Consider the following 15,744-nt stretch of genomic DNA (forward strand, 5'->3'; position numbering starts at 1 on the left):
CTGATCCAGCCGGGTCCGCATGCCTGTCGGGGGCGTGCGGACCTTTTCGTTCGCCCCCATGTCGGAACGCTTTCGGTGGCTGCGGGCAATAGCCGTTGTGACGATGGCGAGCGTGGAACGGCCGGATCTCCAAGGCCCCGACGCGGGCAGGGTGCTCGCGCGGCTCTACGACGACCACGCGCGTGGTCTGCACCGATACCTCGCGCGACGGTTGGATCCGGCGACAGCTGACGATCTCGTGGCCGACACGTTCCTGCTCGCGTGGGAACAACGCAGCCGGTACGAGCCTGAACGGGCGACTGTCCGCGCGTGGCTCTTCGGCATCGCCACGAACCTGTTGAGACGGCACGCCCGCAGTGAGGTTCGGGGGTTGCGGGCGGCTGCCCGTGACGTGGGCCGGGCACACGCCGCCGACGGCACCGACACCGTGGCCGTGTCCAGGGCTGACGCCAGCGTGGAAGCACGCAGGCTGGGCACCGCGCTCGCCGACTTGCGCCAGGAGGAACGGGACGTGTTGCTGCTCGTGGCGTGGGCCGGTCTGAAACCGGTCGAGGTCGCCGAGGCGCTGAAGATCGACGCGGTCACCGTCCGGACGCGGCTGCACCGCGCCCGCTCCGCACTCCGCCGACACCTGGGAGCAGAGCGATGAACGACCTGGAACTGGACGAGGCGCTGGCCGGGTTCCGCGACGACGTGCCGGAGATGAGCGAGGAGATGTTCCTGCTCGGCAAGATCCGGCTGGAGGCGGCGGTCGAACCGGCCATCGAACCACTGCCCGAGCCGGAGCCGTTGGCGGTGCGGTTCGAGGTGGTCGGCGGGCGCGGGCAGTCCGTTCCACGATCTCGGCGCCCTGGTCTGTGGCTGACTGCCGCCGCTGCGTGCGCGGTTCTGGCAGTCGGGACGACCCTGGTGGTCAAGTCAAGTGGCGACAAGGGCCCCGTCCCCGGGGTCCACCAGATGTCGGTCGCGCAGACGCCTTCCGCGGTCACCCAGGCTCCGGTGCCGCTGTCGACGCCGAGGCCGAGCACGTCGTACCCGGCGCCGCCACGCCGCCCGGCCGCGGCCAAAGGCGGGCCGCAAAGCCACACCGGTGTCCGGTTGCCGGCGCCGACGGTGGTCTACAACGCGGCGGGTGAGCTCGCGGTCAACGTCGCCGACCTTCCTGTCTCCCCCGGCCAGTACCTGTTCATGGCCCGGCAGGAGTGGGGCAAGCCCATCGAGGTCAACAGGAACCAGCAACTCACCGGAACGCCCGGCTTGGGCGGGTACTGGAACGAATGGGTCCCGGCTGACCGGTCCGGGGTGTGGCGGCTCGACCGGGACGTCGCGACCGGCATGGAGAACGGGCCGATCGACGGCGAGGCGCCGCTGTCGAGCATGATCTCCGGACGGTCCAGGCAGGAGGGCACATTCGAGGCCGTCGGCGGCGTCTACTTCCCGCCGTACACCAGCTGGCGGAACCCGACACCGGAGTTCGTCGCGGGTCTGCCGCGTGATCCCAAGGCCCTCTACCAGCGCCTGGTGAACGACTCGGCAGACTCGTACGACCCGACCGCGGAAGCGCTGGACCTCGTCGGCGAACTGCTCGGCCGTCCGCTCCCAGCCGACCTGCGACGCAGCCTGTTGCAGGCGCTGGCGTACCACCCTTGGCTGCGGATCGACTGGAACGCCAAGACACGGGACGGCCGCCCCGCGGTGTCGCTGCAGATCGACGACCGGTTCATCGACCACCTGCAGGAGGTGCTCGTCGACGGCGCGACCGGCCAGCTGATCGGGACCAGGAGCACCCAGCTCTACCCGCCCAACAAGCCCACCGACGAGACAATCGTCCACTGGTCCGTCGTGGACAGGGTCGGGGCTACCTCTTAGAAAGGGTGTCCACCAACGTCCGCAGGTCCGGGACGACCGTCGCCTTGATCTCCTTGGGCAGGCGGCCCGAGTCCGGCGGGATCAGCGCGCGTTTGAAACCGAGCCTCGCGGCCTCGGCGAGCCGCCTGCCGACGCTGCCGACCCGGCGGACCTCACCGGCGAGACCGACCTCGCCGATGATGACCATGTCGTTGGGCAGCGGGATGTCGAGCTTGGCGCTGGCGACCGCCATGGCGAGGGCGAGGTCACCGGCCGGTTCGATGATCCGCATGCCGCCGACGGTCGCGGTGAACACATCGGACTTGCCCAAGGGCAGGCTGGCCCGCCGTTCGAGCACGGCGAGCACCTTGGCGACCCTGGACGCCTCAAGACCGTTGACCGCGCGTCGCGGCATCGGCGCCTCGGTACTGGACACGAGCGCCTGGACTTCGCCGAGCAGGGCACGTTTGCCCTCGAGGATGACGGTCACCGCGGTACCCGGCACGCCTTCGACCCGGTTGCTCATGAAGATCCCGGACGGGTCCGGCACACCGACGATGCCTTCCTCGACCATCTCGAAACAGCCGACCTCGTCGGCGGCTCCGAACCGGTTCTTCACCCCGCGCACGAGCCGCAGCGAGGAGTACTTGTCGCCTTCGAAGTGCAGGACGACGTCGACGAGGTGTTCCAGCACCCGGGGCCCGGCGACCGAGCCTTCCTTGGTGACGTGCCCGACGAGGATGACCGGGAGGCTGCGCTCCTTGGCCAACGCCACCAGCGCGGCGGTGACGGCCCTGACCTGGGTGACGCCACCGGCGGAGCTCTCCACGGCGGGAGACGACATGGTCTGCACGGAGTCGATCACCAGCATGGCCGGTTTGACCGCGTCGACGTGCCCGATGACGGTCGCCAGATCGCTTTCGGCCGCCAGGAACATCTCGCTGTGCACGTTCCCGGTCCGTTCGGCGCGCAGCCGCACCTGGCCCGCGGACTCCTCGCCGGTGATGTAGAGGGCGCGACCGGGCGAGTCCTCCCTGGCGACCCACTGGTAGGCGACCTCGAGCAGCAGGGTCGACTTGCCGACCCCGGGCTCACCGGCCAGCAGGACGACAGCACCGGGCACCAGTCCCCCGCCGAGCACCCGGTCCAGCTCGGGCACGCCGGTCTTCTGCGCCCGCGCGGACTCGACGTCGACCTCGGCTATCGGCCTCGCGGGCGACGCTGGCGCACCGGCGACGACCTTCGCCAACGCGGGCTTGGCGGCGGCGACCTCCTCGATCGTCCCCCACGCCTGGCACTCGGGGCACCGCCCGAACCACTTGTTGACGACGACACCGCACTCACCACACCGGTACGCCGGACCCGACTTCTTGACCACCCGCAGAACCTAGCGCCCACCACCGACAGTGTTGGATTGCCCTCGCTCCGCTCGGGCGGGTTTGGTCGCCAAAAGCCGGTCATTGCCACCCCGCCCCACGCACCCGACATCTTCGCCGTGACCTGCTGATCAGCGTGGCTGGGGCGATGTCGGGCGCGTTGCGAGGCGTCAACGACCAGCGCGACCAAACAGTGTTGACGGCCCTCGCTCCGCTCGGACGGGTTTGGTCGCCAAAAGCCGGTCATTGCCACCCCGCCCCACGCAACCGACATCTTCGCCGTGACCTGCTGATCAGCGTGGCTGGGGCGATGTCGGGCGCGTTGCGAGGCGTCAACGACCAGCGCGACCAAACCAGCCGACCAGGGCCGGTACAAGCGAAACGCCCGGCACCGTGGGGTGCCGGGCGTTCACCGAGAATGCTCGGTCAGTGCCCTTCGCCGCCTGCCGCGGGCTTGCGGGGTGTGGTCGGGACCGCGACGGGCACCGGGATGGTCACCGAGCCGCTGCGGAACGTGAAGGTGATCTCGACGGTCTTGCCGGAGCGGATGTCCTCGGTCAGCCCGGTCAGCACGACCGTCACCTTGCCGATCTCGGTCGGCTGGGACGACGTGGTGGTCGGCCGGGACGTGGTGGTCGCCGAGCCGGACGTGGCCGAGCCCGAGGCAGCACCGGAGGTCGGCGAGCCGGAGGCAGCACCGGACGTCGGCGAGCCGGAGGCAGCACCGGACGTCGGGGTACCCGGGCTCACCGAGCCCGAAGGGGAGCCGGAGGTGGCCGGACCGGAGGTGGTGGCCGGACCGGAGGTGGTGGTCGGCGCCGACGACGAGGACGACGAGGGGCGCACGCCACCCGGGGGCACCTCGATGATCAGCGCACGGCCCGCGGCCAGCTTCTTGTCCCCGCTGATGCTGGCCTGGCCGACCGAGCTGGTGACCGAGACGATCTCGTCGTCGCTCTGCGCGCTGTTGACCAGCGTGCCGGTCAGCGCCGCGCTCTCGCCCTTCTCGTACACGCCGTGGTCCGGGTAGGCGAACTGGACGTCGCGGACGGCCACGAGGCCGACGTTGCCCTGGCTGCCGTTCACCGCGGGTTCCATGCCGGCGGTCTGCGAGATCTGGCCGGCGCCGCACCCCGCGAGAGCGAGCGCGACTCCTGCCGTCACCCCTACCGTCGCGGCGGTGAAGCGCAGGCTGTGCCGTTGACGACTCACGTTGCCGGTCCCTCCTGGTGAAAACGCGTCTGCCGGAAGGGTATCCGGCGGTCACCGGCCGCTCGCGGGGGCCTCGCCGAGTTGATGTCCACAAAGGATCGCGCAGTATCCCATCAAGATCGTTAATTGTCACTTCGATGCATGGGGAGACGTATTTTGTCAACCCCCAGCCGGTCCATCCTCGGGCCGCTGACCTGCGCTTACCCGTCTCACACCGAGCTGATGGGGATTGCGGGACGTGTTAGAATGGGGTCAGCGAAAGGGGCAGAGGACACATGGTTTTCAAGGTCGGAGAGACCGTCGTCTACCCGCACCACGGTGCCGCTCTCATCGAAGCAATCGAGACACGCGTGATCAAGGGCGAGGAGAAGAAGTACCTCGTTCTCAAGGTCGCGCAGGGTGATCTCACGGTTCGCGTACCCGCTGACAACGCCGAGATCGTAGGCGTGCGTGACGTCGTCGGCCAAGAGGGTCTCAACCGCGTCTTCGATGTTTTGCGTGCTCCTCACACCGAGGAGCCGACCAACTGGTCACGGCGGTATAAGGCCAACCTGGAGAAGCTCGCCTCCGGCGATGTGAACAAGGTTGCCGAAGTGGTGCGAGACCTCTGGCGGCGTGAGAAGGACCGTGGTCTATCCGCGGGTGAGAAGCGGATGCTGGCCAAGGCTCGACAGATACTGGTGAGCGAATTGGCACTGGCCGAGGGCACCGACGAGGACAAGGCCGAGGTCCTCCTCGACGAGGTCCTGGCCACAGCCGCGGCGGTCTAGTCCACCCCGCAGTACGGGAAACACACAGTGCGGAAGAGTTCCGTCGCGCTTGCGGTCGTGCCGGCGACCGGCGTGATTTCCGTACAAGGCATGCCATTGACAGAACGTGCCGTACGCACCTTGCAGCAGGCTGGGTGCGTGCGGCACGTTTTTGTTTGTACGCCTGACCCCATTGATATCACGATCGACGGCTGCACGGTTGTCGTCGGCAGTCCACATGACGCGCTCACCAGAGCCGTCGAGATGTTCCCGGACGTCAGATTCGCGCTGGTCCACGACGTCGAACGCGCCGCCACCCCACCCGAGGTCGTCGCGGCGGTCGTCGCCGAACTCGAGCGTGGCGCGCAGGCCGTCGTCCCCGTCCTGCCGCTGACCGACACGGTCAAACAGGTCGGCCCGGACGGCCGGATCCTCGGCACCAGGGACCGCTCCGAGCTGCGGGTGATGCAGTCGCCGCTCGGTGCGCCGATCGAGGTGCTCCGCCAGGCTGAGGACCCGCGCAACCCGGGCGTGCCGCTGACCACAGTCGACGGTCACCCCCACGGGCTGCGCATCCGGACGGAGATCGACGTCGCTAGCGTGACCCCGTGATCCCACGGGTAGGAACCGCCGCTGACGTCCATCCCATCGCCTCAGGTCGTGACTGCTGGATGGCGGGCTTGTTGTGGGACGGCGTCGACGGTTGCGAAGGTCATTCCGATGGCGACGTCGCCGCGCACGCGTTGTGTGACGCATTGCTCAGCGCCGCCGGTCTCGGTGACCTGGGTGCTGTGTTCGGCACGGGTGACCCGCGCTGGGCCGGTGCGCACGGCGTTGAGTTGCTCACAGAGGTCCGCCGCAGGCTCGACGACGCCGGGTTCCAGGTCGGCAACGCCTCGGTGCAGGTCATCGGCAACCAGCCCCGGATCGGCAAGCGCCGCGCGGAGGCCGAACGGGTGCTGTCCGAAGCCGTCGGCGGGCCCGTGTCGGTATCCGGGACGACGACCGACGGACTGGGCCTGACCGGGCGTGGTGAGGGCATCGCGGCCATCGCGAGTGCGCTGGTCGTCCCCAGTGTGGGAACTTCTGTGGACGACGAACAAGCGCCATAGGCTTACCGCCATGGCCTCACTCCCAGACAAAGTCAAGACCATCGTGGACGGCAAGAACTTCGCGACGATCGCGACCATCAACGCCGACGGCAGCCCGCAGACCTCCGTCGTGTGGGTCGGCCGCGACGGCGACGACCTGCTCGTGTCGACGGTGAAGGGCCGGTTGAAGGACCGCAACCTGCGCCGCGACCCGCGGGTGAGCATCACGGTCGTCGACCACGAGAACCCGTACAACTACTTCGAGGCGCGCGGCACGGTGACGTTCACCGAGGAAGGCGGGCCCGAGCTGATCAACGCCCTGTCCCACAAGTACACCGGTGACGAGTACACGGGTGACCAGGGCACGGACAACGTCCGCGTGATCGTGCGGATCACCCCGGCGAAGCTGACCGGCTACGCGCTCTGAATCGTGCCGAAAAGGCCGGGCGGTCGCGACCGCCCGGCGCATAGCCTGGAAACCATGACGATCAACGCGGTGCTCTTCGACTTCTCCGGCACGCTGTTCCGGTTGGAGCCGGACCTGACCGGGCTGACCGACAGGGACGGCAACCTGCTCGACGGCGAGCGGCAGGCCGAGATCATGCGCCGGATGACGGCGCCGACCGGCCGTCCGGAGGGACTGCCGGAGCACCTGTACGACGGCTGGGAGCGTCGTGACCTCGACCCGCCGCTGCACCGGGAGCTCTACCTCGCGGTGCTGACCGCGTCCGGTGTGGGCAACCCGGAGCTGCTCTACGACCGGATGCTGGACACCGCCAACTGGGAGCCGTACCCGGACACAGCGGCGGCGGTGCGGAAGCTGGCCGACGCCGGGATCCCGGTCGGCGTGGTGTCCAACATCGCGTGGGACATCCGGCCGACGTTCGAACGGATCGGGATAGCCGACCTGGTCAGCGAGTTCGTACTGTCCTATCAGGAGGGTTCGATCAAGCCGGACGCCCGGTTGTTCACCGTGGCGTGCCAGCGCCTCGGGGTGGCGCCGGAGCAGGTGCTGATGATCGGCGACAGCGAGGAAGCCGACGGCGGCGCGGCCAAGATCGGCTGTGCGGTCGCGTTCGTCGACCCGTTGCCGATCGGGCAGCGCCCCCACGCCCTGCTGGATGTTCTCGCGGAGAACGGTTGGTAAACCCGTTCGGGCGCTCCCGTACCATCTGTGCGTGAGCCTTCACCTGTATGACACGGCGACCCGGAGCACGCGGGAGTTCCACCCCGCGCGGAACGGAACGGCGTCCATCTACGTGTGTGGGGCCACTGTGCAGGGCATTCCGCACATAGGTCATGTCCGCGGCGCCCTCAACTACGACGTCCTGCGCCGGTGGCTGGCCCATGGCGGGCTGGACGTGACGATGGTTCGCAACGTCACGGACATCGACGACAAGATCCTGGCCAAGGCCGCCGACGCGGGCAGGCCGTGGTGGGAGTGGGCGCAGACGCACGAGCGCGCGTTCGAGGACGCGTACGAGGCGCTCGGCTGCTTGCCGCCGTCGTACATGCCGCGCGCGACCGGGCACATGACCCAGATGGTCGAGCTGATGCAGCGGCTGATCGACAAGGGGCACGCGTACGCCGCCGCCGGTGACGTCTACTTCGCGGTCGGCACGTTCCCCCAGTACGGCGCGTTGTCCGGGCAGAAGCTGGAAGAGGTCCAGCAGGGCGAGAGCGCGGCGACGGGCAAGCGCGACAGCCGCGACTTCACGTTGTGGAAGTCCGCCAAGCCCGGCGAGCCGTCGTGGCCGACGCCGTGGGGACCGGGCCGTCCCGGCTGGCACCTGGAGTGCTCGGCGATGGCCACGGCCTACCTCGGCGGCGAGTTCGACATCCACGGCGGCGGGATCGACCTGATCTTCCCGCACCACGAGAACGAGCAGGCCCAGTCGCACGCGGCCGGGGACGGGTTCGCCCGGTACTGGCTGCACAACGCGTGGGTGACCATGGCGGGCGAGAAGATGGCCAAGTCGTTGGGCAACGTCGTCTCCATCCCGGCGATGCTCGACCAGGTCCGCGCGCCCGAACTGCGGTACTACCTGGTGACGCCGCACTACCGGTCGATGATCGACTACTCCATGGACGCGCTGCACGAGGCGGTCGCGGCGTACGGGCGGATCGAGACGTTCGTGCGCAACGTGACCGGCAGGCTCGGCGCGGTCGAGCCGGGCGCCGTGCCCGCGGAGTTCGCGGCGGCGATGGACGACGACCTCGGCACACCCGCGGCGATCGCGGTCGTGCACAAGGTGGTCAGGGAAGGCAACATCGCGTTGTCGTCCAATCAGGACAACGAGGCCAGCGCATCGGCTTCGGCCGTGCGCGCGATGATGGGCGTCCTCGGGCTCGATCCGTTGTCGGACAAGTGGTCGGAGGAGTCCACAACGGACGCCGCGCACCGCAACGCGCTGGCGTCGCTCGTCGACGCCCTGCTGGAGGAGCGGCAGCGGGCCCGCAAGGAGCGCGACTTCGCCGCCGCCGACGCGGTGCGCGACCGCCTGCTCACCGCCGGCATCACCGTCGAGGACACCCCCGACGGTCCACTCTGGACATTGAAGGACAGTTAGCGTGGCCGGCAACTCAAGGCGTAAAGGCGCGATGCGCAAGGCGGGTACCAAGAAGGGCGCGGTTGTCGGCTCAGGTGGCCAGCGGCGCAAGGGCCTGGAAGGCAAGGGCCCGACGCCCAAGGCGCACGAGCGCCCGAACCACAAGGCGTACCGCAAGCCCGGCGCGCCGACACAGCAGAAGCGCCAGGACAACCGCCGCGACAGCGGCCCCACGTCGGAACTGGTGGCCGGGCGCAACCCGGTCCTCGAGTGCCTGCGTGCCGAGGTCCCCGCGACCGCGCTGTACGTGGCGCTCGGCGTGGACGCGGACGACCGCGTCACCGAGGCGGTCCGGATGGCGGCCGACCGTGGCATCTCGGTGCTGGAGGTCTCCCGGCCCGAGCTGGACAAGCTCACGAACAACGCCGTGCACCAGGGCATCTCGCTGCAGATCCCGCCCTACGAGTACGCCCACCCGGACGACCTGCTCGAAGCGGCGAAGAACTCCGGCGAGGACGCGCTGCTCGTGGCGCTGGACGGCGTCACGGACCCGCGCAACCTCGGTGCCGTGATCCGCTCCGCCGCCGCGTTCGGCGCGCACGGCGTGGTCGTGCCCCAGCGGCGCAGCGCCAGCATCACCGCTGTGGCGTGGCGGACGAGCGCGGGCATGGCGGCCAAGCTGCCGGTTGCCGTTGCGACGAACCTCACGCGGACGCTGAAGGACTGGGCCGACACCGGCCTGATGGTCGTCGGCCTCGACGCGGACGGCTCCATCACCATCGACGACCTGGAACTGGCCAACGGCCCGCTCGTGGTCGTCGTCGGCTCCGAGGGACGCGGCCTGAGCAGGCTCGTCCGTGAGCGCTGCGACGAGACGGTGTCGATCCCGATGGCCGCGAACGTCGAGTCGCTGAACGCCTCGGTCGCCACCAGCGTCGTCCTCGCCGAAGTGGCCCGCAGGCGCCGAATGGCGGGACGCGTCTAGCACGCTGACCTGTGCAACCAATGTGGCCTTCGGTGCGCTGGGTGCAACCAATGTGGCCTTTGTTGCACCCACCCACGGCCCACCCGCGCACAGCGAGGCTATCCAACACCGCACCGTTCACCCATTTGGTCGGATAGGGTCACCGAGGCCCTGTCCTACCAACGAGGTTGTCGATGTCCTTCGCCACGCCGCTGTTCCTCTGGTACTTCATGCCAGTGGTACTGGTCGCCATCCTGGTGGCGCCACGCAGCTGGCGGAACGGCATCATCGCGGTCGCGAGCCTGTTCTTCTACGCGACCGCCGCGGGCGCGGACACCTGGCTGCTGCTGACCACGATGGTGGTCAACTTCGTCGCCGGGCCGTTCATCGAACCGGACCAGTGGGATCGCAACCGCAGGCGGCGACGAACGATCCTGTTCTCGGTGATCGCGTTCGACCTGGCGATCCTGGCGATCTGGAAGTACGCCGGGTTCGCCACCGAGCAGCTCGCCGCGCTGGCGCGGGTCTTCGGCGGCGACTTCCCGGTCACGCACCTGGCGCTGCCGATCGGCATCTCGTTCTACACGTTCCACCACATCTCGTACGCGGTGGACATCTACCGCGGTGAACGGCACGCGGCACGAAACCCGGTGTCGTTCGTGGCGTACATCGCGATGTTCCCGCAGTTGGTCGCGGGCCCGATCGTGCGGTACAGGGAGATCGCCGACCAGCTGCCGCAGCAGCGCAGCCACCGGCTCGACGACATCGCGTCGGGCTTTCCCCGCTTCGCGCTGGGCATGTGCAAGAAAGTGATCATCGCGGACTCGCTGTCGCCGTTCGTGAGCGCCTGTTTCGCCACGCCGGACGACCAGATGACGTTCTCGATCGCGTGGCTCGGCGCGATCGCGTACACGCTGCAGCTGTACTTCGACTTCTCCGGCTACTCGGACATGGCCATCGGCCTCGGGCGGATGCTCGGTTTCCGGCTGCCGGAGAACTTCGCCCGGCCGTACTCGTCGGTGACCATCACCGAGTTCTGGCGGCGCTGGCACATGTCGCTGTCGCGGTGGTTCCGCGACTACGTGTACATCCCGCTGGGCGGCAACCGGCACGGCGCCGCGAAGACGTACCGCAACCTGTGCGTCGTGTTCGTACTGACCGGGTTCTGGCACGGCGCGAACTGGACGTTCCTCGTGTGGGGGCTGTTCCACGGCGCGCTGCTGATCGTCGAGCGGGGCTTCAACCTCGAGCACGCCCCGGCCCGCCGCGGCCCCCGGATCGCCCGCCGCGCGCTGACGATGTTCCTCGTGGTGATCGGCTGGGTGTACTTCCGCGCGGACGACATGACCAGCGCGTCGGCCATGGTCGGCCACATGTTCCTGCCGGACTTCGACGGGCTGACCGACATCGCCGAGAGCGCGCTGACCAACCAGCGCCTGCTGGTCATGATCGCCGCGCTGGCGATCCTGTTCATGCCCGCGCAGCCGGTGACGGGACCGCTGATCGAGTCCTCCCGCAGCAGGCCCGCCACCATCGTGCGCGTCGGCGTGATGACCGTGGGTCTGGCCTACGCCGCCATCCTGGTCGCCTCCGGAACGTTCAGCCCGTTCCTGTACAACCAATTCTAGGCACTCACGAGCTCTTACACGGCGAAACCGCCGTCGACGGCGAGTTCGGCGCCGGAGACGTATCGGCCGGATTCGCCTGCCAGGTAGGACACCGCGGCTGCGATGTCCTCGGTCTCGCCGTACTTGCCGAGCGCGACATAGCCGCGCTGCCAGTCGGCCGTGGGGTTCTCGGCACCGGCCGGGTTCATCTCGGTGTCGATCGGGCCGGGGTTGATCAGGTTCGCGGTGATCCCCCGTCCGCCGAGGTCCCGTGCCAGGCCCTTGGTCAGGCCGACCAACGCGGTCTTGCTGAGCGAGTAGAGCGACGCCCCCGGTCCGGCCACGCGTGGCCCGACGCAACTGCCGATCGTGATGATCCTGCCGCCGTCGGCCATGTGCTCGGCGGCTGCCTGTGATGCGACGAACGCGCCTTTCACGTTGATGTCCAAGGTGCGGTCGACATCCGCGAGCGTCAGTTCGTGGATGGGCGCGAGCACGCCGATGCCCGCGTTGTTGACGAGGATGTCGAGCCGCCCGAACTCCGCGACGGTCTGGGAAACCGCGTCCCGCACGGCTGCCGACGACGCGCTGTCGGCCTGGATCGCCAGTGCGCGACGGCCGACTGCCTTGATCCGATCGACCACCTCGGCGGCCCGGTCCGCGCTCTGCGAGTAGGTGAACGCGATGTCGGCGCCGTCCTCGGCGAGCCGGATCGCGGTCGCCGCGCCGATTCCCCTGCTGCCGCCCGTGATCAGTGCGACCTTGCCTGCTGCTGTGTTCATGTCCTCAATAGAAGCTTGCTCAGGCAAGGAGTGCTGGCGCCTTTCCGCCACGGCGTTTCAGTGCAGCAGGAACAGCACCTGGAGCTCACCGACGAGGAAGCCGATCACCGCGCCCACCGCGATCAGCTTCCACTCGTCCTGCCGGAACGCGGGCCGCAGCAGGCCTTCGTACTGGATCGGGGTGAGCTGCTGCATCTGCGTGATGATCGTGTTGCGTACGTCCAACGCGTTGCTGGCGTACTCCTCGACGTGCTGCACGGTCGCCGGCAGCAGCTCGATGGCCCGGGCGGCGGCCCGCTTCTTCATCTCCTGGTACCGGCGTGAGCCCACAGTCAGCACGACCAACGGCTTGACGAGGCTGACCTGCGTGTCGATCGCGCGCTGGACCTCGCGCTGCACCAACAGGAAGAGCTTGTCCGACTTCGGGCCGGTCAGCACGGCTTCGAGGACGTTCTGGACGGTCAGCACCTCGCGGGCGATCATGTCGCCGTAGTCGCGGGCGACCTCCATCCGGCGGCGCTGGAACATCCCCTGCCACGTGAGGAACAGGAACTTCTTCGGCGCACGCGGGAAGAAGATCATCTTCAGGGCGAGCCAGTCGGTCAGCCACCCGGTCAGCCCACCGAAGATCGGCATGATCCACGGGTTGTGCGTCAACGCCCACGCGCCGAGCTGCACGAGACCGATGACGAAACCGAAATATATCCCCGAGTGCGCGATGAATCGCATCTCCGGCTGGGCGGTGCCCCTGATCAGCCGGTTGAGCAATGCCTTGTCGCGCACGAGGTTTCGTACGGCCATGTCGCGGACGTCGAGTACTTCCTCGATGTTGCCCGCGATCTGGCGCATCAGGTTCTCGACCACGCGCGGGGCGTCCGCCTGGATCTGCCGGATCAGCCGTTCCTGCGCGCCCGTCGGCAGCATCTCCCACAGCTGCGGCTGGTATTCGGCCATCAGCTCACGGGTCACGTCCTCGACCGCGCGCAGCAGCGGCTCACGCAACTCCTCGGCGACGCGCTCGGGGTCGAGCCGCGCGAAGATCTCCTTCGGCCGGATCAGGTTGGTGGTCAGCAGTTCCATCGCGACGCTGGCCATCCGGTGCGCGTTGCGCGGGATCACGCCCTGCCAGCCGATGAACGTGCCCCTGACGCCGACGAACTCCAGTGGCCGGTACATCATCTCGATCGCGACGCGCTTGGTGACGTAGCCGATCACCGCCGCGATGAACGGCATCGAGACGTAGACCACCCACTGTGGAATCAGGACGGCCTCCTCCGCGTGCTACCCGGTGTGTGACAGTACCCGCGTGCGGGCCCGGGCACGGGCGAGTGCTTCGGTTTTGATCTGCGACTCGCCGACGCTGTCGCGCAGCATCTGCAGCAACACCTTGAGTGAACGGCGTCTGACCGCCTGGTCGACCGGGTCGTCCGGCAACCGGTAGAGGCGTTTGGCCCATGGCGGCAGCAGGTCGAACGCGGCCTTGTTGAGCAGTTTGCTGCCCGCGCGGGCGACCGGGGTGCGGCCGATCGGGCCGGTGAAGAAGTCGACGACCTCGGCCGTCTCCTCGGAGAAGGTCAACTGCGGGCGCATCTGCTCGAAGTACGTTTCCACGTCCGCTGCGGTCTTGGGCACGTCCGTCGCGCCGAGCATCTCGGTGATCACGGCGTACTCCGCGAAGTACCGGTCGACGTCGGCCGCTGACACCGGGTCCGGGTGGTAGCGCAGGTGGGCCTGGATGATCCCGTATGCCTGGGTCACGCCGGTCCAGATCAGGTGCGGGGACGCGGACGCGTCGTACGGACGACCGTCGGGCATTGTGCCGTGCACGTGTTTGTGCATGCGGCGCACGGTCTGCGCCATCTTCTCGGCAACCGGGGTACTGGCCCAGCACATGGTGTTGACGAACGAGACCGTGCGCCCGAGCCTGCCGAGCGGGTCGTCCTTGTACACCGAGTGCCTGTTGGTGCCGTGCATGGTGGGCTCGTGCAGGGAGCCGAGGATCAGGCCCATCACGCCACCGACCACTCCGGACGGGTCGTCGTGGACATACCACATGACCGACTCGGGGCCGAACAACCCGGGGTCGCCTGGTGGGCCGGTGTACTGCTCGCCGGGCAGTTGGTCCGCGTTGAGCGACTTGGCCCAGGTCACAGCTATGCCCCGCTTGAGGTTGCCCATCGTCACCAGGTCGCCGAGATCCAGCAGTCGTGAAACCAGCACTGAGGCCTCCCTGAGACAAAGTGGCCATGTTTGTTTCAATGTCTCATCCGTGCCGGGTGGTGTCAACGGATCGAGAACGGTTGTGTCAACGGTGACACGCGGGGGTGTACATGCCGCCGGAAGGCTGCCGTGAGGCCGAGTCGCTACGGTGATCACCATGGCCGACTGGGTGGTGTACGTGGCGATGCCGTTCGTCGCGGCGGCGCTGGGCTACGTCACCAAACGGATCGCCATCGAGATGATGTTCCGGCCGCTGCGGTTCGTCGGCATCCCGCACACTTTCCTTGGCTGGCAAGGGGTGGTCCCGCGCAACGCGGAACGGATGATCCGGATCGCCGCCGAGATGCTGACCACCCGGCTCGTCGACGCGCGTGAGGTGTTCGCCCGGGTCGACGCGGTCCGGCTCGCCGAAGAGCTCGAGACCGCGCTGCTGATCGAAGTGGACGCGATCACCCGCACGGTGATGGCCAAGCACCACCCGGGGCTGTGGGAGACGCTGCCGGTGCTGGCCCAGGACGTGATCGTCAAGCAGGTCCAGGCCGGGGCACCGGACGCGGTCCGCAGGATCGTCGAGACGCTGCAGGACACCGTCGACCAGGTGCTGGACATCAAGGAACTCGCGGTCGACGTGCTGCGCCGCGATCCCGCGCTGATGGTCCGGCTGATCAAGGACGTGTCCAGGCCGGAGATGGCGTTCATCGCCCGCAGTGGAATCTGGTTCGGGTTCGCGCTCGGTGTCGTGCAGACCCTGGTGTGGGCCCTGACGAAACAACCGCTGGTGCTGCCGCTGTTCGGGATGTGCATCGGCTGGTTCACCGACTGGCTGGCGATCAAACTGGTGTTCTTCCCGAGAGAGCGCAGACTCGGGCTCCAGGGCGTCTTCCAGAAGCGCCGGGACGAGGTGGCCGAGCAGTACGGGGCGCTGGTGGCCCGCGAAGTCGTGACGGTGCCGAACATCCTCGAATCCATCCTCAATGGACCAAGAGCGGACCGGCTGAGGACACTGGTGGAACGAGTCGTCCGTGAGGCGGTGGACAACCAGGCCAGGCTCGCCAAACCACTGGTGGCCACCGCGATCGGTCAGCGCCGTCTCGACGCGATGAAGCAGGAAGCGGCAGCACTGGCGATCGAACGCCTGCCCGACACGATCAAGCACGCCGAGGACTACCTGACCGAAACGCTCGACGTGGGCAACACGATCGCCACCAAGATGCGTGACCTGACCCGCGTCGAGTACGAGGAACTGCTGCGGCCCGCGTTCCGCCGCGACGAGTGGAAGCTCATCGCGGTCGGCGCGATCATCGGATTCGCTGTCGGCGAGGTGCAGGTCCTGCTACTGCACTAGC

Annotated in this window: 16 protein-coding genes; 11 read left to right on the plus strand and 5 right to left on the minus strand. The window is 68.3% G+C overall.

Going from position 1 to position 15,744, the window contains the following annotated elements:
- Positions 1-58: 58 nt before the first annotated feature.
- Positions 59-649: an RNA polymerase sigma factor gene (locus ALI144C_RS29005; protein ID WP_083753504.1), complete on the plus strand. Its 591-nt coding sequence runs from the start codon at positions 59-61 to the stop codon at positions 647-649.
- Positions 646-1,869, plus strand: coding sequence for a hypothetical protein (locus ALI144C_RS29010; RefSeq protein ID WP_076990339.1), 1,224 nt, complete (start codon positions 646-648; stop codon positions 1,867-1,869). The genes ALI144C_RS29005 and ALI144C_RS29010 overlap by 4 nt, the downstream gene beginning before the upstream one ends.
- On the opposite strand, the gene radA is transcribed toward ALI144C_RS29010, so the two are convergent.
- Both radA and ALI144C_RS55790 read right to left on the minus strand, forming a co-directional pair.
- Positions 1,859-3,226 (minus strand): DNA repair protein RadA, encoded by a 1,368-nt coding sequence (radA, locus tag ALI144C_RS29015; RefSeq protein ID WP_076990340.1) that lies wholly within the window; start codon positions 3,224-3,226, stop codon positions 1,859-1,861. The two genes, ALI144C_RS29010 and radA, sit on opposite strands and share 11 nt — an antisense overlap.
- Before the next feature lie 424 nt (positions 3,227-3,650).
- Positions 3,651-4,436, minus strand: a complete 786-nt coding sequence (locus tag ALI144C_RS55790) for a hypothetical protein (protein ID WP_076990341.1) — start codon at positions 4,434-4,436, stop codon at positions 3,651-3,653.
- A gap of 275 nt (positions 4,437-4,711) precedes the next feature.
- Between ALI144C_RS55790 and ALI144C_RS29025 the strand changes: the two genes are divergently transcribed.
- The 8 genes from ALI144C_RS29025 to ALI144C_RS29060 all read left to right on the plus strand — a co-directional run bounded on the left by ALI144C_RS29025 (position 4,712) and on the right by ALI144C_RS29060 (position 11,417).
- On the plus strand, positions 4,712-5,206 hold the full coding sequence (locus ALI144C_RS29025; protein ID WP_033392499.1) for a CarD family transcriptional regulator: 495 nt from the start codon (positions 4,712-4,714) through the stop codon (positions 5,204-5,206).
- 72 nt (positions 5,207-5,278) lie between these two features.
- Complete coding sequence (locus ALI144C_RS29030) at positions 5,279-5,797, plus strand: IspD/TarI family cytidylyltransferase (protein WP_269086710.1); 519 nt, start codon at positions 5,279-5,281, stop codon at positions 5,795-5,797.
- Positions 5,794-6,297 (plus strand): 2-C-methyl-D-erythritol 2,4-cyclodiphosphate synthase, encoded by a 504-nt coding sequence (ispF, locus tag ALI144C_RS29035; protein ID WP_076990343.1) that lies wholly within the window; start codon positions 5,794-5,796, stop codon positions 6,295-6,297. The genes ALI144C_RS29030 and ispF overlap by 4 nt, the downstream gene beginning before the upstream one ends.
- A gap of 10 nt (positions 6,298-6,307) precedes the next feature.
- Positions 6,308-6,703, plus strand: a complete 396-nt coding sequence (locus ALI144C_RS29040) for a PPOX class F420-dependent oxidoreductase (RefSeq protein WP_076990344.1) — start codon at positions 6,308-6,310, stop codon at positions 6,701-6,703.
- Positions 6,704-6,757: 54 nt separating this feature from the next.
- Positions 6,758-7,423, plus strand: a complete 666-nt coding sequence (locus ALI144C_RS29045; RefSeq protein ID WP_076990345.1) for an HAD family hydrolase — start codon at positions 6,758-6,760, stop codon at positions 7,421-7,423.
- Between the two features lie 31 nt (positions 7,424-7,454).
- Complete coding sequence (gene cysS, locus ALI144C_RS29050; protein ID WP_076990346.1) at positions 7,455-8,846, plus strand: cysteine--tRNA ligase; 1,392 nt, start codon at positions 7,455-7,457, stop codon at positions 8,844-8,846.
- 1 nt (position 8,847) lies between these two features.
- On the plus strand, positions 8,848-9,810 hold the full coding sequence (rlmB, locus tag ALI144C_RS29055; protein WP_076990347.1) for a 23S rRNA (guanosine(2251)-2'-O)-methyltransferase RlmB: 963 nt from the start codon (positions 8,848-8,850) through the stop codon (positions 9,808-9,810).
- A gap of 173 nt (positions 9,811-9,983) precedes the next feature.
- Positions 9,984-11,417, plus strand: coding sequence for an MBOAT family O-acyltransferase (locus ALI144C_RS29060; protein ID WP_076990348.1), 1,434 nt, complete (start codon positions 9,984-9,986; stop codon positions 11,415-11,417).
- 14 nt (positions 11,418-11,431) lie between these two features.
- Here the strand turns inward: ALI144C_RS29060 and ALI144C_RS29065 are convergent, their stop codons facing one another.
- The 3 genes from ALI144C_RS29065 to ALI144C_RS29075 are packed head-to-tail and all read right to left on the minus strand — an operon-like array spanning position 11,432 to position 14,398.
- Positions 11,432-12,178 (minus strand): SDR family NAD(P)-dependent oxidoreductase, encoded by a 747-nt coding sequence (locus tag ALI144C_RS29065; RefSeq protein WP_076990349.1) that lies wholly within the window; start codon positions 12,176-12,178, stop codon positions 11,432-11,434.
- Between the two features lie 57 nt (positions 12,179-12,235).
- Entirely contained in the window at positions 12,236-13,411 is a 1,176-nt protein-coding gene (locus ALI144C_RS29070) for a DUF445 domain-containing protein (RefSeq protein WP_076990528.1), read from the minus strand.
- A gap of 48 nt (positions 13,412-13,459) precedes the next feature.
- Positions 13,460-14,398, minus strand: coding sequence for an oxygenase MpaB family protein (locus ALI144C_RS29075; protein WP_076990350.1), 939 nt, complete (start codon positions 14,396-14,398; stop codon positions 13,460-13,462).
- Positions 14,399-14,555: 157 nt separating this feature from the next.
- Here ALI144C_RS29075 and ALI144C_RS29080 point away from each other — a divergent pair, with 157 nt between their 5' ends.
- Positions 14,556-15,743, plus strand: coding sequence for a DUF445 domain-containing protein (locus ALI144C_RS29080; RefSeq protein ID WP_076990529.1), 1,188 nt, complete (start codon positions 14,556-14,558; stop codon positions 15,741-15,743).
- Position 15,744 lies beyond the last annotated feature (1 nt).

The sequence above is a fragment of the Actinosynnema sp. ALI-1.44 genome, assembly GCF_001984155.1.
In the GTDB taxonomy this organism is placed as follows: domain Bacteria; phylum Actinomycetota; class Actinomycetes; order Mycobacteriales; family Pseudonocardiaceae; genus Kibdelosporangium.